The following is a 20,534-nucleotide window of genomic DNA, read 5'->3' as shown; positions in this document are numbered from 1 at the left end:
GCCCAAGAGCATCTGAACCTTGCACTTGCGAGGCACAGCCGGGCGCGGCACGCAAGGGCGAGAGCGAGATGAGCGAGAGCGAGATGAGCGAGAGATGATCGTCGGCGACCTGCTGCACCTCGACGACCTGGACATCCGCCTGGCCTGGGGCACCCCGGACCTGCTCGACCGCCCGGTCACCGGGCTCAGCTCCACCGACCTCCAGGACCCGGCCCGCTACCTCCAGCCCGGCGAACTCGTCCTCACCGGCCTGGTCTGGTGGCGGCCCGCCGACGCCTCCGACGCGCTGCGCTTCGCCACCGCCCTGCGCAGCGCGGGCGTGGCGGCGCTGCTGGCCGGCGAGGGCACCCACGGCAGCGTCCCGGACAGCCTCGCCGACGCCTGTCGCACCCACGGCATCCCGCTGCTGACGGTGCCCGCCGGAGTCAGCTTCCGCGCCGTCACCGACCGCGTCTACCTGCGGCTCTGGGGGGACCTGCGGGTCGGCGCCCAGGACACCGCAGCAATCCCGGAGACCGTCCGGCACGAGCTGCTCGACCTGCTGCACGCGGACGCCGGGGCCGGCGAGGTGCTGGCCCACGCGGTCGGCCGGCTCGGGGTCCCGGACTGCTCGATCACCACCGCCGGCGGCCGGGCCGTCACCGCCACCGTCGGACCCGCCGCCGCACCCGCACCCGCACCCGCCAATGCCGCACCTACCACCGCCGCATCCGTCCCGCCCGCCGGGCGCGGCGACACCGGGCTGCCCGTCGGGCCCCAGGACGGCTCGCCGTTCGACGGCTGGCGGCTGCGCCCGCACCTGCGCTCGGCGGCGGCCGAACCGGTGCTCCAGTCCCTGGCCGAACTGCTCGCCCCGCTCGCCGCCCGTGCCCACGCCGACGCGAGCGCGCGGCGCCGGGCCGCCGGGCGGCTACTGGACGCGCTCGCCGGGGAGGCCGGGCTCACCGAGCCGCTCGCCGCCTGCGGGCTGGGCGGGGCCGAGTCGCTGGTGGCGGTCACCACGCGGATCGACGGCGGCCGGGCGGGCGAGGCGGGTGCCACGCCGGGCGACGGCCCGCCCGCCGCCTGGGCGGCGCACGCACTGGCCGAGGCACTGCACTCGCTCGGCGCGCCGTACGCCGCCGGGACCGACCGCGACGGGCGGTCCGCCGCGCTGGTCGCCGCGCCGGTCGAGCAGGTCGCCGAACGGCTGCGCCGGGCCCGGCCCGCGCTGCAGAGCCGGCTGACCGGCGGGCGCACCCTGCGGGTCGGCGTCGGCCCGGCCGCCCCGCCCGCCCCCGCCGCACTGCGGGCGGCGCTGGTGCAGGCCCGCTACGTCCTGGAGGGCTCGGCCGGCCCGGTCGGCAGCGCCGCCGAACTGGACTCGCTGGACGGACTGCTGCGCAGCATCCCGCCGGAGGTGACGGCCGCCTTCCACGTCCGGCTGCTGGCCCCGCTGGCCGCCCACGACCGGGAGAACAGCGTCTCGCTGCTGGGCACCCTGGCGGTCTTCCTGGACCACGACGGCTCGTGGGCGCGGACGGCCGAGGCGCTGTGCATCCACGTCAACACCGTGCACTACCGGATCCGCCGGATCGAGGAGCTGACCGGCCGCAGCCTGGCCAGGCTGCGGGACCGGCTCGACCTGCGGACCGCCCTGCTCTGCGCCCCGCAGCCGGCCCGGGCTCAGGCTCAGGCTCAGGCTCCGGCTCGGTAGATCGCCGAACGGGAGCGGCAGTTGCTGCTGCGGGGAGCAGCGCGGGGGGACTGACTGAGGGGCTCGGGGCCGGGATTCAGGGCTTCAGGGTGTGTCGTCGAGGCGCAGCCGGGCACTGACCTCGCCGAGGCTTTCGGCGAGCACGGCCAGCTGCTCGCGGGTGAGCACGTCGATCAGCAGCTCGCGGACCAGGGCGACGTGCCCGGGTGCGGCCTGCCGCAGCGACTCCCGCCCCTGGTCGGTGAGTTCGGCGATGACGCCGCGCACGTCGCTGGGACAGGAGCGGCGGGCGACCAGGCCCATCCGCTCCAGCTGGGTGACCTGGTAGGTGAGGCCGCTCTTGGAGGTGACCAGCTTGTCGGCGAGTTCGGTCATCCGCAGCGCGTGGGCCGGGGCCGCGGACAGGTGCACCAGGATCTCGTACTGCTGGTGCGAGAGGCCGGAGTCCTCCTTGAGCTGGCGCTCCAGTCGGCGGTTGAGCAGGTTGCTCGCGACGACGAAGCCCCGCCAGGCAGCCATCTCGTCCTGGTCCAGCCAGCGGGGTTCGTTCAGTGTGGACATGTGGTGAAGTCTACTCCTGTTGTTCAAATTCGAACGAAGGTGTACGGTCAGCGAGTAGAGGTTCAAATTTGAACTACTCTTCTGAGCCACCCGTTCCGTTCGACCCAGGAGGAGGACGCCATGAGCACCGCGGCCCCCGAGCGTATGCCCGCCCTGTACCTTTCGCACGGCGCGCCGCCGCTCGCCGACGACCCGGTCTGGCCCGGCGAACTGGCCGCCTGGTCCGCCGACCTGCCCCGGCCCAAGGCCGTCCTGATGGTCTCCGCCCACTGGGAGGAGGCACCGCTCGCCCTCGGCGCCGTCACCACCGTGCCGCTGGTGTACGACTTCTGGGGCTTCCCCGAGCACTACTACCAGGTCCAGTACGCCGCTCCCGGCGCACCGGCGCTCGCCGACCGCGTCCGCAAGCTGCTGCGCGCCCCCGGCACGCCCGTCCAGGACATCCCCGACCGCGGCCTCGACCACGGCGCGTACGTCCCGCTGGTGGAGATGTTCCCGGAGGCCGACATCCCCGTCCTCCAGATCTCCATGCCCACGCTCGACCCGCAGCGACTGCTGGAGATCGGCCGCCGGCTCGCCCCGCTGCGCGACGAGGGCGTGCTGATCGTCGGCAGCGGCTTCTTCACCCACAACCTGCGGGCGCTCAGCAACGACGGCCGGATCAGCTCGGTGATGGCCGAGTTCGACGACTGGGGCCGGCGCGCCCTGGACGCCCACGACCTGGACGCGCTGCTCGACTTCGAGCGCAAGGCCCCCGCCGGGCGGCTCGCCCACCCGCGCACCGAGCACTTCGCCCCGCTCTTCGTCACCCTCGGCGCCGGTGAGGCCGACCTCGGCAGCCAGCGCAGCGTCATCGACGGGTTCTGGATGGGGCTCGCCAAGCGGTCGATCCAGCTGGGCTGACCGGGCTCACCGTAACCGAGAGTCACAGCGCGCAGCAGGTGAAGCGCTCGCCGATGTGCTCGGGCTGCTCGGCCTCGTCGACCAGGGCGACCACGTAGTCCGGCACCGAGATCCGGCTGCGCCCGGCAGCATCCGTGAGCAGCTGCTCCAGGCCCGTCCGGTAGCGGCCGGTCCGCTCCCCCGGGCCGATCTCGGCGGCCGGGCTGAGCACCGTCCAGCGGACGTCGGAGACCGCCCGGTAGTAGTCCAGCGCCGCGCCGTGCGCGTGCATGATCTCCAGCACCGGCTCCGGCAGTCCCGGCGCGTCCCAGACCCGCACCCCTGGCGCGGTCTCCAGGCTGCCCGCTCCACCGACCGCGATCAGCCGGGGTGCGGCGTCGCCGAGCGAGCGCAGGCCCTCCACCAGCGACCGCGCGGCCGGCTCGATCAGCGCCAGGTGGCCCGGGCCGTCGCCGCCGCCGACCGCGCTCACCAGGACGTCCTGGCCGGCCGCCACCCGGGCCACCTGGGCCCGATCCAGGACGTCCGCGCGTTCGACGAAGGCCGCCTCACCCCGGTAGTGGTCCGGGTCGCGGACCACTGCGGTGACTTCGTGCCCGCGCGCGGCCGCCTCCGCGACGGCGGCGCTGCCGATGGTGCCGTTGGCGCCGATCACGGCGATCCTGGCCATGGGGTACCTGCCTGTCTCTCGGGTGGCGGGGTCGGGGAAAATCGCCGCGACGTGGCATCAGCCAGGTTCGATTATCGGACGGTTCTACTGCGACGGCCCGAGACATCGGCCTGTCGTGTGACGGGTGCACCGGGCGGGGCGAAACGAACGGCCGCCGGGTCCTCGTGGACTCGGCGGCCGTTCGTTCAGGCGGTGGCCCAGGCGGTGGCCCGAACGTTGGCTCAGGCGTTGGCTCAGGCGTTGGCTCAGGCGTTGCCGGTGGCGATGCGCTCGGCCTGGCTGCGCTCGACGCACAGCTCGTTGCCCTCGGGGTCGCCCAGGGTGACCCAGCCCTTGCCGTCCGGGGTGCGGTGGTCGCCGAGCACCGTCGCGCCGAGCGCGACCAGGCGCTCCACCTCCTCGTCCCGGCTGCGGTCCTGCGGCTGGAGGTCGAGGTGGACCCGGTTCTTCACCGACTTGCCGTCGGGCACCCGGATGAACAGCAGCGAGGCGCCGGCGGACTGCACCACCGCCTCCTCGTCACCCGGGTTGTCGTCCTCGGCCAGGGTGCCGTCCAGCGCCTGGGCCCAGAACTGCGCGAGGCCGTACGGGTCGGCGCAGTCGATCGTCACGTGTCGTACCAGAGATCCCATCCGGCTACTCTGACCTGCCGTGTTCGGTTCCGTCCAGCCTTTTCCTGGAGTGCCGGTGACCGTCCGACGGGAACTCCGGCGGCAAGGCCGTCAGCACCTCCTGGAAGGCGTAGCCGCTCTTCTCCGCGACCCGGCAGGAGGCCGGGTTGTCCACCTGGTGCAGCAGGTCGATCCGGACCAGGCCATCGTCGGCGAGCACGTCGAAGGCCCAGGCGGTGAGCGCCACCACCGCGCGCGGGGCCACCCCCCGGCCGCGGGCGGCGGCCGCCGTCCAGTAGCCCACCTCGGCCGCCTCCCCGCCCGGGGTGCCGCGCTTGAGCGCGACGTTGCCGAGCAGTTCGCCCGTGCCGGGCTCCAGCACCGCGAAGCTGTACCGGCGGCCCTCCGCCCGGCCCCGGTACTGCAACCCGAGCCAGTGCGCGGCCTCCTCGGCGTTACCCACCGGGACGCGGGTGAAGCGGCGCAGCGTCTCGTCCCGGTACGCCGCTATCAGGGCCGGTGCGTCCGCGTCCTCGAAGGGGCGCAGCAGCAGGCCCTCGGCCCTCGGGTGCGCGGTGGCGGGGGCGGGGGCGGTCACCGCAGTCCCCCGGCCTCGTGGAGGGTGCCCGGGTCGTCGGTCGCTCATGGTGCTTCTCCCCGTGGGTGTGTGGCCGTTCGCTGCGATCTTCCCAGCAGGAGGCCGGCCGGCCCACCGCATCGGCCACCCGTCTGTTCGCGACGGGCTCAGCAGACGGAATCCGCCCCTTCCGCCCGACTTTCGCTCTCCTTCTGCCCGACTTTCACTCTCCTTCCGCCCTTCCGCAGGTGATACCCCCGATCGGGGGTGTCCGGCGGGCGGCCGGGAGAGGACAGTGGGCGCATGCAGATTCCACTCTCCGTGATGGACTTCCTCGACCGGGCCGAGCTGGTCTACGGCGACCGGGTCGGCATCGTCGACGAGCCGGTGCAGCCGGCCGAATCCTGGGGCGAGCTGAGCTACCGCCGGGTCGCCGAACTGGCCCGGGCGCAGGCGGCCGGGCTGGACCGGCTGGGCGTCGGGCCGGGCGAGCGGGTCGCCGTCGTGTCGCACAACTCGGCCCGGCTGCTGACCTCCCTGTTCGGGGTGAGCGGGCACGGGCGGGTGCTGGTCCCGGTGAACTTCCGGCTGAAGGCCGAGGAGGTGGCGTACATCGTCGAGCAGAGCGGCGCGTCCGTCCTGCTGGTCGACCCCGAACTCGCCGACGCGCTGGACGGGGTGGCGGCCAAGCACAAGTTCGTGCTCGGCGCGGACAGCGACGCGCTGCTGCACGACTTCGACAACTCCCCCCGGCGGTACGAAATCGCCGAGAACGACACCGCCACGATCAACTACACCAGCGGAACCACCGCCCGCCCCAAGGGCGTTCAGCTCACCCACCGCAACATCTGGCTGAACGCGGTACTGATGGGCCTGCACTACGGCGTCGGCGACCGGGACGTCTACCTACACACCCTGCCGATGTTCCACGCCAACGGCTGGGGCCTGCCGTTCGCCCTCACCGGGCTCGGCGCCCGGCACATCGTGCTGCGCAAGGTGGACGGCGCGGAGATCCTGCGCCGGGTCGAGCGGCACGGGGTGACCTTCCTCAGCGGCGCGCCCGCCGTGGTCCAGATGGTGCTGGACGCGGCCGCCGAGTGGGACGGCCCGGTGCCGGGCCGGGACCGGGTGCGGATCGTGGTGGCCGGCGCGCCGCCGCCGACCTCGGTGGTGCAGCAGGTCGAGTCCGAGCTGGGCTGGGAGTTCATGCAGCTCTACGGCCTGACCGAGACCTCCCCGGCGGTCACGGTCAACCGCTCGCGCGCCGAGTGGGACGCCCTGCCCGCCGCCGAACGGGCCGAGAAGCTGGTGCAGGCGGGCGCCCCGGCGCTCGGCACCCGGCTGCGGGTCGACGCCTCCGGCGAGGTCCTGGTGCGCTCCAACACCGTGCTGGACGGCTACTGGCAGCAGCCCGCGGCCACCGCCGACGCCCTGCGGGACGGCTGGTTCCACACCGGCGACGGCGGCGTCCTCGGCCAGGACGGCCAACTGACCATCTCGGACCGGAAGAAGGACGTCATCATCAGCGGCGGGGAGAACGTCTCCTCGATCGAGGTGGAGGACTGCCTGTACGGCCACCCGGCGGTCGCCGAGGCCGCGGTGATCGGAGTGCCGCACGAGAAGTGGGGCGAGACCGTCAAGGCGCTGGTGGTCCTCCGAGAGGGCCAGGAGGCCGTCACCGAGGCCGAGTTGATCGCGCACTGCAAGCAGCGGCTGGCCGGCTACAAGTCGCCCACCTCGGTGGAGTTCCGGGCGGCCCTGCCGCGGACCGCCACCGGGAAGCTACAGAAGTTCCGGCTGCGCGAGCCGTACTGGACGGGGCGGGATCGGCAGGTCGGCTGAGGCCCGCCACCGGCCGACCGGGCGCGCTCACCGGCCGACCAGGCCGGACTCGCGCGCCGCCAGGGCGAGTTCGGTGCGGTTGCGAACACCGAGCTTGTGCATCGCGGACTTCAGGTAGCCCGTCACGGTGTTGCAGGTGAGGCCCAGCCGGGCGGCGATCTCCGGGTTGGTCCGGCCGGTCGCCGCCCAGCGCAGCACCTCGTGCTCGCGCGGGGTCAACGGCCGTACGGGGGCGGCCCGTCGGGGCGGCGCGGAGCGCCAGGCGGCCGCCCCGGCCAGGGCCCGGGTCGCGGTCGCGGCCAGTTCGCCGACGGCGGCGATCCGCACGTCCCCGAACGGGACGACGGCGCGCAGCGACGCGTACACCACGCCGTACACGGTGTCGCCGTGCAGCAGCGGCACGGTGAGCATCGCGTACAGGTCCTCGGCGCTGACGGCGGCGTCGTGGTCGTGCGAGATCGTGGTGGCGGCACGGTAGTCGGGCACCCAACTGGGCGCCCGCTCGGCCAGTGCCCGCCCGCCCAGGCCGGTGCCGGTCGGGACGGCCCGGTCGTGCAGCAGGTCGGCCCGGGTGCCGGCCCAGTGGCGCAGCACCATGCCCGCGTCGCTCCCCCGGGGCCCGGACGGCGGCTGCGGCACGCCGACCAGTCCGACGTCGGCCCCGCACTCGGCCACCACCCGCCGCGCGAGGTCGCCGAGCACGGCGTCCCGCACCAACTCGGCGGCGCGGGCGGCGAGCCCGGGATCGTCCGGGTGCGCCGGGGTGGTGAGGGTGTCCGCGGCCCCGGGGCCCGTCTTCGCCCTTGTCATCGCGAGATTGTCACACGCGGCACGGCCGCTGGCGAGAGTGCTGACGTGGGTGTTCCCCGCGTCTTCGACGGAGTGGCGGGCGCGGCGGCCGGGCCGGGCGTAGGGTGCGGCCGTGGCTTACCGGCGGGTAACGCGCCGGACCCGGAAGGAGGGAACCCGATGACGGACCCGAACACCCCGACGACGCCCGCGGCGGACGTCCTGACCGCGCTGCTGGACGACCTGCGGGCCGAGAGCGCGGCGCTGGACGCCCTGGTGGCCGGGCTGGACCCGGCCGGCTGGGCGCGCCCGACGCCCGCCGAGGGCTGGACGATCGCGCACCAGATCGCCCACCTCGCCTGGACCGACGACTGGACGGCGCTGGCCGCGCGCGACGCGGACGGCTTCGCCGCCGCGCGCGACGAGCGCTTCGGCACGCTGCCGGCCGTCGGCGCCGACCCGGTGGACGAGGGCGCGGCGAGCGGTGCGGCCGCCGCGCCCGCGGACCTGCTCGCCCGCTGGCGCGCCGGCCGGGAGGAGGTGTCGGCCGCACTGGCCGCCACCCCGACCGGCACCCGGCTGCCGTGGTTCGGCCCGCCGATGAAGCCCGCCTCGATGGCCACCGCCCGGCTGATGGAGACCTGGGCGCATGGCCAGGACGTCGCCGACGCGCTCGGCGCCGCCCGCGAGCCCACCGCCCGGCTGCGGCACATCGCCCACCTGGGGCTGCGCACCCTCGGCTTCGCGTTCACCCTGCACGGGCTGCCCGCCCCCGACTCGCCCGTCCGGCTCGAACTGACCGCGCCCGACGGCGGCCTGTGGACCTTCGGGCCGGACGGCGCCACGGACCGGGTGACCGGACCGGCCCTGGACTTCTGCCTCCTGGTGACCCAGCGCCGCCACCGCGACGACCTCGCCCTCACCGCCACCGGCCCCACCGCGACCGCCTGGCTCCCCATCGCCCAGGTCTTCGCCGGCGCCCCGGGCAAGGGGCGGACGCCCGCCTGAGCCGACCGGGTCGCCATCTGCGGCGGTGCGGACGGCAGGCCTGGAGGCCACCCCCCTGCCCCGCTCAGAGTCCGATCCGCAGCGGGGTGAGCCGGGTGGCGATCAGGTTGGTGGCGCCGCGGTCGCGCTCGATGCGGCCGTGGACCAGCAGGCCGGCCCGGTCGAGGGCCGTACGGCGCTGGGACTCCCAGACCGGGCGGTTGCAGACCACGTTGATCAGGCCGGTCTCGTCCTCCAGGCTGAGGAAGAGCACCCCGCCGGCCGTCGGCGGCCGCTGCCGGTGGGTGACCAGGCCGCCGACCACCACCTCCGATCCCGGTGCCGCGTCCGGGAGTTCGGCGGCGGACAGGGCGCCGCCGCGCTCCAGGCGGGCGCGCAGGTGCTGGAGCGGGTGGCTGGTGGCGGAGGTTCCGGTGGCCCACAGGTCGGCGATGGTCTCCTCGACCGGGCTCATGCCGGGCAGCGGCGGCGCCTCCGTCCCGGGGGTGGTCCCCGGGATCAGTGCGGCCGAGATACCGGCGAACGCACCGGCGGTCCACAGCGCCTGACGTCTCGTCAGTCCGAAGCAGTCGAAGGCGCCGGCCGTCGCCAGCGCCTCCAGCGCCGGCGCGGGCAGACCGGTACGGCGCGCGAAGTCCTCCAGGTCGGCGTACGGTTGACCGGCCGCGATCGCTGCGGCCTGCGGGGCGCCGATGCCGCGCACCGTCTCCAGGCCCAGCCGGATCGCCGGCTGCGGGCGGCCCGCGGTCAGCGGCGGCTCCGGCGTCGGCCCCCGGTGCGGCTCCAGGGTGGGGCGCGGCGCGCTGGCGTTGACGTCCACCCCGCGCACCCGCACGCCGTGCCGCCGGGCGTCCGCGACCAGGCTCAGCGGCGAGTAGAAGCCCATCGGCTGGTTGGCCAGCAGGGCGCAGGTGAAGGCCGCCGGGAAGTGGTACTTGAGCCAGGCGCTGGCGTACACCAGGTAGGCGAAGCTGATCGCGTGGCTCTCCGGGAAGCCGTAGTTGGAGAACGCCTCGATCTTGCCGTAGACGTCCTCGGCGACCTCCTCGGGGATGCCGCGCTCGGCCATCCCGCCGAGCAGCCGCTCGCGCAGCCGGGCGACCCGCTCGTGCGAGCGCTTGGCGCCCATCGCCTGCCGCAGCCGGTCCGCCTCGGCGGGCGTGAACCCGGCGCAGTCGATGGCGAGTTGCATCATCTGCTCCTGGAACAGCGGCACCCCGAGGGTCTTGCCGAGCGCGTTCTCCATCAACGGGTGCGGGCAGCCGGCCGGTTCGGCGCCCGCCCGGCGGCGCAGGTACGGGTGGACGGAGCCGCCCTGGATCGGGCCGGGCCGGATCAGCGCGACCTCGACCACCAGGTCGTAGAAGTGGTCCGGCTTGAGCCGGGGCAGCGTCGCCATCTGGGCCCGCGACTCGACCTGGAACACGCCGACGGTGTCCGCCCGGCGCAGCATCGCGTACACGCCCGCGTCGCCGTCCGGGATGGTGGCCAGGTCGTAGCGCAGGCCGTGGTGCTCGGCGACCAGGTCGCAGGCGTCGTGCAGCGCGGCGAGCATGCCGAGGCCGAGCAGGTCGATCTTCACCAGCCCGGCGCCGGCCGTGGACTCCTTGTCCCACTGCAGCACCGAGCGCCCGGGCATCCGGGCCCACTCGGTCGGGCAGATCTCGCCGATCGGCTCCCTGGTGAGCACCATGCCGCCCGAGTGGATGCCCAGGTGGCGCGGCAGGCCGTGGAGTTGGCCGGCGAGCGAGAGCACGTCGGCGGGGATCACGGCGTCCGCGCCGGGCGCGGAGCGGAAGTCGGTCTGCCGGCTGAACGCATCCACCTGGCCCTGCGGGTAGCCGAGCACCCTGGCCGCGTCGCGGATCGCCAGCCGGGGCCGGTAGGTGATCACGTTGGCGACCTGCGCGGCGTGCTCGCGGCCGTAGCGGCGGTAGACGTACTGGATGACCTCCTCGCGGCGGCGGTTCTCGATGTCCAGGTCGATGTCGGGCGGCCCGTCCCGGGCGGTGGACAGGAAGCGTTCGAACAGCAGCTTGTAGTGGACCGGGTCGACGGCGGTGATCCCCAGGGCGTAGCAGACCGCCGAGTTGGCGGCCGAGCCGCGGCCCTGGCACCAGATGTCCTGGCTCCGGCAGAAGTCGACGATGTCGTGCACGATCAGGAAGTAGCCGGCCAGGTCGAGGTCGTCGATGACGTCCAGTTCCAGGGCCAGCTGGCGTCGGGCGGCGGCGTTGCCGGGCCCGAAGCGGACCGGGCCGTCGGCGGCGACCAGGGCGCGCAGGTGGCTGATCTCGCTCTCGCCCTCCGGGACGGGGAAACCCGGGAGCTCCGGGTCCAGCCCGGTGAAGTCGAAGGCGCAGGAACGGCCGAGTTCGGCGGTGGCCCGCCGCACCCCCGGGAAGCGGGCCAGCCGGGCGGCCATCTCCCGGCCGGAGCGCAGGTGCGCGGTGCCCGCGGCCCGTGTCCAGCCGACCGCGTCCTGGAGGGTGCGGCGCCCGCGCAGCGCGGCCAGGCTCTGTGCCAGCCGGCCCTGGGCCGGGCCGGCGTGGTGGGCGTTGGTGGAGGCGACCACCGGGAGGCCCTGCTCGGCGGCGAGCGCGGCGAGGGCGTCATTGCGCCGGTCGTCGCCGGGAAGCCACTGGTCGATCAGCTCCACGTGGACGTTGTCGCGGCCGAACGCATCGGTCAGGGTGCGGAGTTGGTGCCCGGCCGTGCCGTCGTCGAGTTTTGCCGGGACGCGGCCGAGGCGGCAGCCGGTGAGCACCGCCCAGTGCCCGTCGTGCGCCCCGGCCAGTGCCGCGAGGTCGTACGCCGGGCGGCCCTTCGCGCCGCCGGCCAGCTGGGCGGCGGCGATCGCGGCGGACAGCCGGCGGTAGCCGGCCGGGTCTCGGGCCAGGACCAGCAAGTGTTCCACCTCTGCGCCGTTGTGACGGATCGTCAGTTCGGCGCCGAACGCGGTGGCCACGCCCGTCCCCCGGGCCGCCTCGGCCAGCCGGACCGCGCCGTACAGGCCGTCGTGGTCGGTGATCGCCAGCGTCTCCACGCCCAGCCGGGCCGCCTCGGCGACCAGGTCCTCCGGGTCGCTGGCGCCGTCCAGGAAGCTGAAGGCGGAGTGGACGTGCAGTTCGGCCCAGGGCTCGCCGCCGTCGCCGGGGGCTCCGGGGGCGGGGGCTCCGGGGACTCCGGGGGCGGGCTCCTCCTGGGCGGGGCGGCGCAGGGGGACGACCGTACGGTCCGGCACGGCGCCGGTCAGGCGGCGGTGCAGCTCGCTCCAGGGGAGGGTGGGGTGGCTGGTGAAGCCCATCGGGGGTCGCCTTCGTTCTCGCGGTTCGTCACCTCTCCCCCCTCGGGTCCCCCTCGGATCCCCCCCTCGGGCCGGCGGCCGTCAGTCGTAGCCAGCCTCCAGGTACCACGCGCCCCCCTCCACCGTGAGCAGCAGCGCCCGGCCACCGCCCAGCACGACCTGGAACCGGGCCCGGCGGCGGGCGAGCGACTGGTCCCACCAGTACTCGACCGCCGGCCAGGGGCCGGTCCAGCCGTCCACCCGCTCCTGTCGCCCCTGTCCCCCACGGCCCGGCCGTCCACCCTGGAACACCACCAGGGCCGGCCGGGCCGACACCCCCGCCCGGCCGTCCACCGTGACCGGCAGCCCGGCCTCGTCCAGCACCCGCACCGGCACCGGTTCCCGCAGCACCACCGCCGGCCACACGTCCGGCAGCCGCCCGGGCCAGGGCGCGCCGGCCGGCCCCGCCGCCTCGTACGGCTCGCCCCACGGCACCTTGACCGCCTGCTCACCCGGACCGCGCCCGCCGGCCGGCTCGATCCGGCGCAGCCCGGCGTGTCCGAGCACCGCCTGCACTCGGGCCACCGCCCGCTCCACCCGGTCGTCCGCGACCGCCTGGCCCCACAGCGCCAACTGACGGCCCTGGTCCGGGGAGAGGCCGTCGGGGGCCAGCCGGAGCAGGGCGAACCCGGCGTCGGGCGCTTCCCCGGACGCGGCGAACGTGCCCGCGCCCTGCCAGGCCTGGAGCTGCCAGCGGACCCGCTCGGCCAGCGCCGTCGCCGACAGCCCGCCCTCGTGCCGCCACAGCCGCGAGGCCGTCCGCCCGTCCGCGCAGGCCACCTCGACGGCCACCCGGCGGCAGGTCAGCCCGGCCCCGGCCAGCCGCTGGTGCAGCTGCTCGGCCAGTGTGCGGGCGACGAACACCAGCGGCTCCGCCAGCGGCTCGGGCGGGTCGAAGCGCTGCTCGACGGCGAGGTCCGGCTCCTGGTCGCGCGGCACCAGCGGACGCGGCTGCAAGCCCCGGGCCAGCCGGTGCGCCACCGCCCCGGCCGGGCCGAAGCGGTCCACGACCGCCTCGGGCGGCAGCGCGGCGAACGCCCCGACGGTCGGCAGGCCGAGCCGCCCCAGCACCTCCGCCAGCGCCTCGTCGCCGAGCACGCCCACCGGGTACGGCGCGAGGAACTCCGCCGTCCGCCCGGCCGGCACCAGCACTCCGGCGCGGGCGGCGAGCACGGCGGCGAACAGGCCGTCGGCGACCCCGACCTGGGCGGGCGGGGGCGGGGGGTGCTCGGTCCCGGTGGGGGCGGGGGGCGTGGCGGCAGGGGTGGCGGGGGGTGTGGTGGCGGGGGTGGCGTCCGTACCGGGCACGGAGACCGCGCCGGGGGCGGCGTCCGGGACCGGCTCCCGCGCCAGCGCGTCCGCCACCGCCGTCCGGACCTTGGCCGCCAACGCCTCCTCACCGCCGAAGTAGCGGCCCGGCCCCTTCACCGGGATCGCGCACAGGCCCGGGCGGACCACCTCCACCCGGGGCGTGAACGCCTCCACCGCCGCGACCACCGGCTCGAAGCGGCCGGCCTCCGCCTCCGGGTCGCGGTCGCGCAGCTCCAGCGCCGGGCAGAGCCGCTGGGCCAGCTTGAGCCGCTGCCCCTGCCGCACCCCGGCCGCCCGGGCACCCGCCGAGCAGGCGAGGATCCGCCCGCCCTCGGTCACCGCCACCGGGTCGTCGCCGGTGACGGCCGCCACTGGCCAGTCCGGGCACCAGACCACCAGCACCCGCGGTGTCCTGTCGTCCGCCATCGCTCACACCACCGCTACCCGTTCGAGCGGCTGCCCGACGACCCCGGGCCGCCCCGGAACGGGGCGCTCCAGGACGGGGCGCTCCAGGGGCGGCCGGTCCAGGACCGGTCTGTCCGGGACCGCCCGTACCGCGCCGTGCTCGTCCGGCAGCCAGAGCCGGGCGGTCCGCCCGCGCACCGCCGAACCGCGCCCCTCGGCCACCACCTCCACCTGCCGCCCGGCGAGCTGCCCGTAACCGTCCCCCAGCCCGAACCAGCGCCCGGACCGGACCCCGAGCCGCAGGGCCGCCCCCGGCCACGGCCCGGCCACCAGCAGCACGCAGCCGCTGCGCCGCAGCACCGCCGCCAGCCGGGTGGCCAGCTTCGGCGGCACCGGGCCGTCCGGGCGCAGCATGACCAGTTCGACCGCGCCGGCCAGCACCGACACCACCTCGGCCCAGTGCGGCCCCGGGTCGTCCGCGACCAGCAGCCGCCGCAGGTCCAGCCCGTACCCCTCGGCCGCGGCCAGCCCCAGGTCCGGCAGCCCGACGGCCGCCGCCCAGCCGCCCTCGGTCTCCTTCACCCCGGCTGCCAGCGCCAGCAGCAGCCCGGTGTCCCCGCCCGCCACCGACACCGCCGTCCCCCGCCGCAGCCCGCCGTCCGGCAGCACCTCCCGCAGCGCCGGCACCACCGGCACCACGCCCCGCCCGGCCCGCCCTTCCGCCGGCACGGCGGCCGACGCCACCGGCCGGAGCGTCGGTCGCTCGGCGATGGAATCGAAAACAGGTTCGAAAACGGACACAACCCCAGGATCGAACATTCGTTCGCAAAGATTCAAGTCCACACCCTCCCCGCCCCACCCGTCACACTCCGTAGTTCCCCTTGCCGGCCCCTGGGTGCGCGGAATTCGGTGGACAGGTCCGACGCGATCAACAGACTGATGCCATGACGGCAACCGATCCCAAGACCGATCCCAGGACCGACCTCCGGATCTATCTCCAGGACGCCCGCGACGTCCTGCTGTGGAAGCTCGACGGCCTCTCCGAATACGACCTCCGGCGCCCGCTGACCCCGACCGGGACCAATCTGCTGGGGCTGGTCAAACACGTCACCGGGGCCGAGGCGATGTACTTCGGCGACACCTTCGGGCGGCCGTTCCCCGAACCGACGCCGCTGTGGTTCACCGGCGACGCCGAGCCGAACGCCGACCTGTGGGCGCGGGCGGACGAGACCACGGAGGAGATCACCGGACGCTACCGCCGGGTCTGGGCGCACACCGACGCCACTATCGAGGCGCTGCCGCTGGACGCGATCGGCCGGATACCGTTCGGCCGGCGGGCCGAGCAGACCTTGCACCGGGTCCTCGTCCACATGATCGCCGAGACCCACCGCCACGCCGGCCACGCCGACCTCCTCCGCGAACTCGTCGACGGCACCACCGGCCAGCGCCCGGACGGGATCAACACCGCCCCCGGCGACGCGGCCTGGTGGCAGGCCCACCACGCCCGCGTGGAGCGGGCCGCCCAGGAGGCCGGCGGGCTCGTCTGACCCGCCCCGTACGGCGCCCGGGTGGGGTGGGGGGCGGATCCGGGAAACCGGCTCGCCCTGGTCCGCCCTGGTCCGCCCTGGTCCGCCCTGGTCCGCCCTGGTCCGCTCTGGTCCGCTCTGGTCCAGCTGGAGCCCTGCGGCGGCTTGCGGCGGCTTGCCGGCTCTGGTGTCGGATGGGGCGGCTAGGGTCTGGGGGTCAAGGGTCGGGGCGGTGGAGGGCGGGGGGACGTGGGGGGCATGGGGGACGCGGGGTGTGCGCGGGTGGCGGCGGACGGGTTGCCGAGTGGGGTGGTGCATCCGGGGAGCCGGGAGTTCCTGATCCGGGAGGGGCTGCCGCTCTCGGGGGCGTTCCTGGACTTCGGGGTGCTCGGCGGCGGGGCGTTGGCGGCACTGCCGGAGACGGAGCGGCTGTTCGTCCTGGGCGAGACGGAGTACTGCGCGCCGTTCGCCGCGGCCGGCGGCCTGGTGCTGCTCGACGGAACGACCGGCGAGGTGTTCCTCGGCGAACCCGGCCCGCGGCGGGACCTGCTGGCCTCCGGTCTGCCCGCGCTGGCCGGGCTGGTGCGGGAGGTGGAGGCGGTCGCCGAGTCGGCCCGGCGGGCGGACGCGCTGGACGGGCGGCGCGGCCCCGCGGTGGTCGCCGAGGTGACGGCCGGGGCCGAACGGCGGATGCGGGAGATCGACCCCGGGCTGTTCGGGCGGTCCGCGACGCCGCCCGCACACTGGGGCACGGCGCTGCTCGTGCGAGCACTGGGCTGGGGCGCGCTGCCGGGCGGTCCGGGCGGTCCGGCGTACGAGGTCGGCCCGGAGCTGGTGGCGGAGCTCGCCGCGCTGACGGGCGAGGAGGGCGGTGCGGGCCTGGTGCACCGCTACCGGGCGCAGGAACTGCCCGCCGGGCTGGTGCACGAGCCGACCCGGCGGCTGCTGACCGAGATCGGACTGCCGCTGGGCGGGGCGATGTTCGGGGTCTGCGAGGAACCGCTGGTCACGATGGCGGAGGCGTACCCGGAGTACTTCGACGGCGAGGAGGAGCGCCCGTACCAGCGGGAGTTCCTGGCCCTCGGGGACTGGCCGACGGATCTGACGATCGCCCTGGACGGTGTCACCGGCCGCCTGGAGCTGCCGGACTGGTACGACGACGGCCAGCCGGAGGCCTACCTCAACCGCGACCTGTCCGCCCTGCTGTACGCGCTGTGGACGTACGAGCGGCTGCGCGCCGAGTGGGAGCGCTGGGACTGCGGGCGGGCCCGGGACACCTGGGCGGTGTTCGACCCGCAGTCGCTGCTGAGCACCGTGGTGGACCGGCTCGTCGAGGCCGTCGACCCGGAGGCGTTCGCCTCGCCAGGGTGCTCGTGGCGGCTGCTCGCCGAGGACGCGCACATGGGCGGCCTGCTCGGGTGATCACGGGGCGCCCCGGCTGGGGCGCCGGTACGCTGCCCCGGTGACGAACATCCGTACGGCGACCGGGCGACGGCGGGCGGTGCTACTCACCTTCGGCGCCGTCCTGTCCCTCGCGGCGGCGGGCTCGCTGTACGGGCTGCTGTACGTGCGGTCACTGGACTTCGGCGAGCGCTGCGAGCAGGGCCTGGTACCCGGCGGCGGACGGCTGCTGGAGACGGGCGCGTCCTGGCTGCCGCCGGACGCGTGGTGCCGGTTCGAGGACGGGAGCATGTCCACCACGCCGTTCTGGGCGCTGCTGCTGTTCTACGCCCTGCTGACCCTGGTCGTCTGGTCGGTGACCGCGCTGCTGCGGATCCACCGCCCGCGCCCGCACCTGGGGCTGGACTGGCAGCCGGGGCACGGGCCGGGCTGGTAGGTCTCAGGCCTGTCGGGGCTGCGCGGGGAGCTGGGTGGGAGTCTGCGCGGGGACGGGGCCTTCGGAGGCTTCGGCTTCGGCTTCGGCTTCGGCTTCGGGGAGCCGGCGGCGGGTGCGGATCGGGGAGAGGAAGACCGGCAGGAAGGCCACCGCGAGGACGGCTCCGCCGCACCAGAGGGTGGCCCGCAGGCCGACGAGTTCGCCGAGCAGCCCGGACAGCGCGGAGCCGATCGCGAGCGCGCCGGTGAGCAGGAAGCGGAAGGTGGCGTTCATCCGGCCGAGGAGCGCGTCCGGGGTCATCCGCTGGCGCAGGCTCACCCCGAGGACGTTGTCCATCCCGGTCTTGAGCGAGACCAGCAGCCAGCCCGCCCCCGCCGCGAACAGCCAGGGGCCGTGCCCGATCAGCGGCACCAGCAGCCCGGCGGGCGCCACGCAGACGCCGGCCAGGCCAAGCGTACGTCCGTAGCCGAGTCGGGCGGCGATCGGGCGGGCGCAGCGCGAGCCGAGCAGGATGCCGACCCCGCCGACCGCCCAGAACAGGCCCAACGCCCCGGCGGAAAGGCCCAGTTCCCGCACGAACAGCACCGGGAGCAGCGTGTTGACGAGTTGGAAGCCCAGGTTGGTGAGGGCCGCGGTGAGGGCGAGCGCGCGCAGTTCCCGGTTGCCGAGGACGTGCCGCAGCCCCTCGGCGATCTGCGCTCCGAGCCCGCCGCCCTCGCCCCTGCCCTTGCCCTTGCCCTTGCCCCTGTCGGCGTCCCCGTCCCCGCCCTCGCCCCTGCCCCTGTCGGCGATCGGTTCGGAGGCGGGGGTGCGGCGCAGCCCGATCAGGCGAAGCGCCGAGCCGAGGTGGCTGAGCGCGGTCGCGACGATCGCGAACGGCGCGGTGAGCAGTTGGACCAGCAGGCCGCCCGCGCCGCGCCCGGCGACGTTGCCGACCGCCATCAGGCCGACGACGGCGGCGTTCGCCTGCACCAGGTGCCCGCGACCGACCAACCGGGGCAGCACGCTCTGCGAGCCGACGTCGAAGAAGACCGTCGCGCAGCCGGTGAGCAGCGCGACCGTGTACAGCTGCCAGAGGGTGAGCCCGCCCAGCCACCAGGCGAGCGGGATGGAGGCGTACAGCGCGGCCTTCACCAGGTCGGCGACGATCAGCACGCGGCGGTGGCGCATCCGGTCCACCCAGGCGCCGGCGGGCAGGCCGATGAGCAGGAAGGCGAGGGTGCTCAGGGTGGCGAGGACGCCGACCTGCCCCGGGCCCGCGTCGAGCGCCTCGACGGCGATCAGTGGGACGGCGACGTAGCCGACGTTGGTGCCGAGTTGGGCGAGGGCGGTCGCGGTGAAGAGGGTGCGGAAGTCGGCGGTTCGCCAGAGGGAGTGGGGGTGCATGGTCCGTTCAGTCGCGGGAAGCGGTGGGGGTCGACACGAGGGCGGGGGCCTGGGCCCTGTGATGTTTCGTCAGGAAAACACCGGCGAGTACGACGATCATTCCGGCAACGGTCCGGATCGTCAGCTCCTCGCCGAGGACGAGCGCGCCGAGCGCGGTGGAGACCACCGGCAGCAGATAGCCGACGGTGGCCGCACTGGTGGGGCCCTCCGTGGCGATGAGGCGGTAGTTGAGGTGGAACGTGAGCCCGGTGCAGGCGACGCCGAGGACGGCGACGGCGACGAGTCCGAGCGGATCGGCGCCCGCGACCGGGTCGAGCGAGCCGCCGACCGGGAGCGCGAGCGTGCTCAGCCCGGCCGCGGCGGTGAGCTGGGCGGCGGAGAGGGCCAACGGGGCCGCTCCCGTGCCGGTGAGGGCACGGGCCATGTAGGCGAAGGCGATGGCGTAGCTGGCCGCCGCACCGAGCAGGGCGAGTGCGGGCAGGGCGGGGAGGCCACCGCCGTCCCGCCACGGGGAGAAGATCAGCAGCACGCCCGCGAAGCCGAGCACCAGACCACCCGACCGCAGCGGGCCGCGGGCGCGTTCGGTGCCGAGGGCGAGACCGACCAGCAGGGACCAGAGCGGGGTGGTCGCGTGCAGCACCCCGGCCAGGCCGGAACCTACGCCGCGCTCGCCGTACGCGGTCAGGAGGAACGGCAGCGCGTTGCAGAGCAGCGCCGCCAGCGTGAGCCGGCGCCAGACGGCGGCACCGCGCGGCAGGCGCTGCCGGGCGGAACGGGCGAGCAGCAGCAGGACGGCGGCGCCGAGGACCGAGCGGAGCACGGTGATCTGCACGGGGGTGAGCCCGTGCTGGAGCGCGAGCCGGATCCAGAGGAAGCCCGAGCCCCAGAACAGGGCGAGAACGGCCATCCGCAGCACGGGCGGTGCTCCTTCTGTCGAGGTGACGGTGTCGGGTGTGTCGATGTCGGGTGTCGGGGGGCGGGTGTCGGGGGGCGGGTGTCAGGGGGCGGGTGTCAGGGGGCGGGTGTCAGGGGGTGTCGGGGCGTTCGACGACGGTCCCGCGACGGGATCCGGTAGCACAAGCGAAATGTTCTTCACCACCTTTAAGCTGAGCTACATGAATGAGGTGCTCGACGTCCGACGGATGCAGGTCCTGCGGGCCGTGGTCGACCACGGCTCGGTGAGCGCGGCGGCCGGCGCGCTCGGCTACACCCCGTCCGCCGTCAGCCAGCAGGTGGCGGCGCTGGAGCGGGAGACCGGGACGGCCCTGCTGGAACGCGTCGGGCGCGGCGTGCGGCCGACCGCCGCCGGACTGCTGCTCGCCGGGCACGCCGCCGTCATCGAGCGGCAGGTCGCGGAGGCCGGCGCGGCGCTGGCCGACCTACGGGCCGGGCGCAGCGGCAGCCTCACCGTGCGCTACTTCGCCACGGCCGGCGCCGCGTTGGTGGCCCCGGCGGTGGCCGCGTTCCGCCGGACGCACCCGGGCGTACGACTCGACCTCGGCATGACCGACCCGGAGGACCCGCTCACCGAGGTGCTGGACGGCCGGGCCGACCTCGCGGTGGTGGTCCGGTCCGACGGCGCCGCGCACCCGGGCCTGCGGCTGGTCCACCTGCGCGACGACCCGTACCGGGCGGTGCTGCCCAAGGGCCACCGGCTCGCCGCGAAACGCGTCCTGGACCTCGCCGAGCTCGCGGACGAGCCCTGGGTGGGGGCCGAGCCGCCCGGCCCGTGCCGGGAGGTCGTCCGGGGGGCCTGCGACGCGGCCGGGTTCGGGCCGTCCGTCGCGGTGGACAGCGCCGACTACGCGACGGCGCAGGGCTTCGTCGCGGCCGGACTGGGCGTCGCCCTGGTCCCCGCCCTCGGGCTCGCCCAGCGCCACCCGGGCGTCACCGTGCGCCGGCTCCGCGGCCCGGAGCCGGTCCGTGCGCTGCACGCCGCAGTGCGCGAGGGCGCCTGGGGACAGCCGGCGCTCGGCGCGCTGGTGTCCGCGCTGCGGGCGGCGGCGCAGCCGTAGGACCACCGGCCCGACCGGAAAGGCACGGACAAGGCTGTGCCAATTCGTTGA

Annotated in this window: 18 protein-coding genes; 8 read left to right on the top strand and 10 right to left on the bottom strand. The window is 75.4% G+C overall.

Annotated features, from left to right (window positions below):
* Positions 1 to 94: 94 nt before the first annotated feature.
* Positions 95 to 1,696: a PucR family transcriptional regulator gene (locus ACIP37_RS30180; protein ID WP_400811422.1), complete on the top strand. Its 1,602-nt coding sequence runs from the start codon at positions 95 to 97 to the stop codon at positions 1,694 to 1,696.
* Between the two features lie 84 nt (positions 1,697 to 1,780).
* On the opposite strand, the gene ACIP37_RS30175 is transcribed toward ACIP37_RS30180, so the two are convergent.
* Positions 1,781 to 2,248: a MarR family winged helix-turn-helix transcriptional regulator gene (locus tag ACIP37_RS30175; RefSeq protein WP_063350998.1), complete on the bottom strand. Its 468-nt coding sequence runs from the start codon at positions 2,246 to 2,248 to the stop codon at positions 1,781 to 1,783.
* 129 nt (positions 2,249 to 2,377) lie between these two features.
* Between ACIP37_RS30175 and ACIP37_RS30170 the strand changes: the two genes are divergently transcribed.
* On the top strand, positions 2,378 to 3,160 hold the full coding sequence (locus ACIP37_RS30170; RefSeq protein WP_363631404.1) for a class III extradiol ring-cleavage dioxygenase: 783 nt from the start codon (positions 2,378 to 2,380) through the stop codon (positions 3,158 to 3,160).
* A gap of 22 nt (positions 3,161 to 3,182) precedes the next feature.
* Here the strand turns inward: ACIP37_RS30170 and ACIP37_RS30165 are convergent, their stop codons facing one another.
* From ACIP37_RS30165 to ACIP37_RS30155, 3 genes are all read right to left on the bottom strand, one after another.
* Entirely contained in the window at positions 3,183 to 3,830 is a 648-nt protein-coding gene (locus tag ACIP37_RS30165; RefSeq protein ID WP_400811420.1) for an NAD(P)-dependent oxidoreductase, read from the bottom strand.
* 245 nt (positions 3,831 to 4,075) lie between these two features.
* Positions 4,076 to 4,462, bottom strand: coding sequence for a VOC family protein (locus tag ACIP37_RS30160; RefSeq protein ID WP_363585656.1), 387 nt, complete (start codon positions 4,460 to 4,462; stop codon positions 4,076 to 4,078).
* Positions 4,463 to 4,466: 4 nt separating this feature from the next.
* Positions 4,467 to 5,039, bottom strand: coding sequence for a GNAT family N-acetyltransferase (locus ACIP37_RS30155; RefSeq protein ID WP_400811418.1), 573 nt, complete (start codon positions 5,037 to 5,039; stop codon positions 4,467 to 4,469).
* 282 nt (positions 5,040 to 5,321) lie between these two features.
* On the opposite strand from ACIP37_RS30155, the gene ACIP37_RS30150 reads away from it, so the two are divergent.
* Complete coding sequence (locus ACIP37_RS30150; protein WP_363585658.1) at positions 5,322 to 6,860, top strand: AMP-binding protein; 1,539 nt, start codon at positions 5,322 to 5,324, stop codon at positions 6,858 to 6,860.
* A 27-nt stretch (positions 6,861 to 6,887) separates the two neighbouring features.
* Here the strand turns inward: ACIP37_RS30150 and ACIP37_RS30145 are convergent, their stop codons facing one another.
* Positions 6,888 to 7,670, bottom strand: a complete 783-nt coding sequence (locus ACIP37_RS30145) for a LuxR C-terminal-related transcriptional regulator (RefSeq protein ID WP_363631407.1) — start codon at positions 7,668 to 7,670, stop codon at positions 6,888 to 6,890.
* A 159-nt stretch (positions 7,671 to 7,829) separates the two neighbouring features.
* Between ACIP37_RS30145 and ACIP37_RS30140 the strand changes: the two genes are divergently transcribed.
* Positions 7,830 to 8,657: a TIGR03084 family metal-binding protein gene (locus ACIP37_RS30140; RefSeq protein ID WP_400811415.1), complete on the top strand. Its 828-nt coding sequence runs from the start codon at positions 7,830 to 7,832 to the stop codon at positions 8,655 to 8,657.
* A gap of 64 nt (positions 8,658 to 8,721) precedes the next feature.
* Here ACIP37_RS30140 and ACIP37_RS30135 read toward each other — a convergent pair whose 3' ends face one another.
* The 3 genes from ACIP37_RS30135 to ACIP37_RS30125 all read right to left on the bottom strand — a co-directional run bounded on the left by ACIP37_RS30135 (position 8,722) and on the right by ACIP37_RS30125 (position 14,463).
* Positions 8,722 to 11,964 (bottom strand): error-prone DNA polymerase, encoded by a 3,243-nt coding sequence (locus ACIP37_RS30135; protein ID WP_400811413.1) that lies wholly within the window; start codon positions 11,962 to 11,964, stop codon positions 8,722 to 8,724.
* An 81-nt stretch (positions 11,965 to 12,045) separates the two neighbouring features.
* Positions 12,046 to 13,740, bottom strand: a complete 1,695-nt coding sequence (locus ACIP37_RS30130) for a DNA polymerase Y family protein (protein WP_400811412.1) — start codon at positions 13,738 to 13,740, stop codon at positions 12,046 to 12,048.
* A gap of 3 nt (positions 13,741 to 13,743) precedes the next feature.
* Positions 13,744 to 14,463, bottom strand: coding sequence for a hypothetical protein (locus tag ACIP37_RS30125; RefSeq protein WP_400811410.1), 720 nt, complete (start codon positions 14,461 to 14,463; stop codon positions 13,744 to 13,746).
* A 200-nt stretch (positions 14,464 to 14,663) separates the two neighbouring features.
* Between ACIP37_RS30125 and ACIP37_RS30120 the strand changes: the two genes are divergently transcribed.
* From ACIP37_RS30120 to ACIP37_RS30110, 3 genes are all read left to right on the top strand, one after another.
* Entirely contained in the window at positions 14,664 to 15,266 is a 603-nt protein-coding gene (locus ACIP37_RS30120; RefSeq protein ID WP_363631416.1) for a DinB family protein, read from the top strand.
* Positions 15,267 to 15,557: 291 nt separating this feature from the next.
* The gene (locus ACIP37_RS30115) at positions 15,558 to 16,667 is read left to right on the top strand and encodes an SUKH-4 family immunity protein (RefSeq protein WP_400811407.1); all 1,110 of its coding nucleotides are present in this window, start codon (positions 15,558 to 15,560) and stop codon (positions 16,665 to 16,667) included.
* 40 nt (positions 16,668 to 16,707) lie between these two features.
* Positions 16,708 to 17,082 (top strand): hypothetical protein, encoded by a 375-nt coding sequence (locus tag ACIP37_RS30110; RefSeq protein ID WP_159398386.1) that lies wholly within the window; start codon positions 16,708 to 16,710, stop codon positions 17,080 to 17,082.
* 3 nt (positions 17,083 to 17,085) lie between these two features.
* Here ACIP37_RS30110 and ACIP37_RS30105 read toward each other — a convergent pair whose 3' ends face one another.
* A complete protein-coding gene (locus tag ACIP37_RS30105) occupies positions 17,086 to 18,468 on the bottom strand; it encodes an MFS transporter (protein WP_400811405.1) in 1,383 nt (460 codons plus the stop codon).
* 7 nt (positions 18,469 to 18,475) lie between these two features.
* On the bottom strand, positions 18,476 to 19,375 hold the full coding sequence (locus ACIP37_RS30100) for a DMT family transporter (RefSeq protein ID WP_400811453.1): 900 nt from the start codon (positions 19,373 to 19,375) through the stop codon (positions 18,476 to 18,478).
* A 235-nt stretch (positions 19,376 to 19,610) separates the two neighbouring features.
* Between ACIP37_RS30100 and ACIP37_RS30095 the strand changes: the two genes are divergently transcribed.
* Positions 19,611 to 20,483, top strand: coding sequence for a LysR family transcriptional regulator (locus ACIP37_RS30095; protein WP_363585710.1), 873 nt, complete (start codon positions 19,611 to 19,613; stop codon positions 20,481 to 20,483).
* Positions 20,484 to 20,534: the final 51 nt, after the last annotated feature.

This window comes from Kitasatospora sp. NPDC088861 (genome assembly GCF_044750105.1).
In the GTDB taxonomy this organism is placed as follows: Bacteria; Actinomycetota; Actinomycetes; order Streptomycetales; family Streptomycetaceae; genus Kitasatospora.
The sequence above is the reverse complement of the archived record's forward strand: the minus strand, read 5'-3'. Positions and strand labels throughout refer to the sequence as shown.

What these genes read in the sequence shown, in the direction of transcription:
- ACIP37_RS30180 (WP_400811422.1), top strand. Translation starts at nt 95, where the DNA reads ATGATCGTCGGCGACCTGCTGCACCTCGACGACCTGGACATCCGCCTG.
- ACIP37_RS30170 (WP_363631404.1), top strand. Translation starts at nt 2,378, where the DNA reads ATGAGCACCGCGGCCCCCGAGCGTATGCCCGCCCTGTACCTTTCGCAC.
- ACIP37_RS30165 (WP_400811420.1), bottom strand. Translation starts at nt 3,830, where the DNA reads ATGGCCAGGATCGCCGTGATCGGCGCCAACGGCACCATCGGCAGCGCC.
- ACIP37_RS30160 (WP_363585656.1), bottom strand. Translation starts at nt 4,462, where the DNA reads ATGGGATCTCTGGTACGACACGTGACGATCGACTGCGCCGACCCGTAC.
- ACIP37_RS30150 (WP_363585658.1), top strand. Translation starts at nt 5,322, where the DNA reads ATGCAGATTCCACTCTCCGTGATGGACTTCCTCGACCGGGCCGAGCTG.
- ACIP37_RS30145 (WP_363631407.1), bottom strand. Translation starts at nt 7,670, where the DNA reads ATGACAAGGGCGAAGACGGGCCCCGGGGCCGCGGACACCCTCACCACC.
- ACIP37_RS30140 (WP_400811415.1), top strand. Translation starts at nt 7,830, where the DNA reads ATGACGGACCCGAACACCCCGACGACGCCCGCGGCGGACGTCCTGACC.
- ACIP37_RS30135 (WP_400811413.1), bottom strand. Translation starts at nt 11,964, where the DNA reads ATGGGCTTCACCAGCCACCCCACCCTCCCCTGGAGCGAGCTGCACCGC.
- ACIP37_RS30130 (WP_400811412.1), bottom strand. Translation starts at nt 13,740, where the DNA reads ATGGCGGACGACAGGACACCGCGGGTGCTGGTGGTCTGGTGCCCGGAC.
- ACIP37_RS30120 (WP_363631416.1), top strand. Translation starts at nt 14,664, where the DNA reads ATGACGGCAACCGATCCCAAGACCGATCCCAGGACCGACCTCCGGATC.
- ACIP37_RS30105 (WP_400811405.1), bottom strand. Translation starts at nt 18,468, where the DNA reads ATGCACCCCCACTCCCTCTGGCGAACCGCCGACTTCCGCACCCTCTTC.
- ACIP37_RS30100 (WP_400811453.1), bottom strand. Translation starts at nt 19,375, where the DNA reads ATGGCCGTTCTCGCCCTGTTCTGGGGCTCGGGCTTCCTCTGGATCCGG.
- ACIP37_RS30095 (WP_363585710.1), top strand. Translation starts at nt 19,611, where the DNA reads ATGCAGGTCCTGCGGGCCGTGGTCGACCACGGCTCGGTGAGCGCGGCG.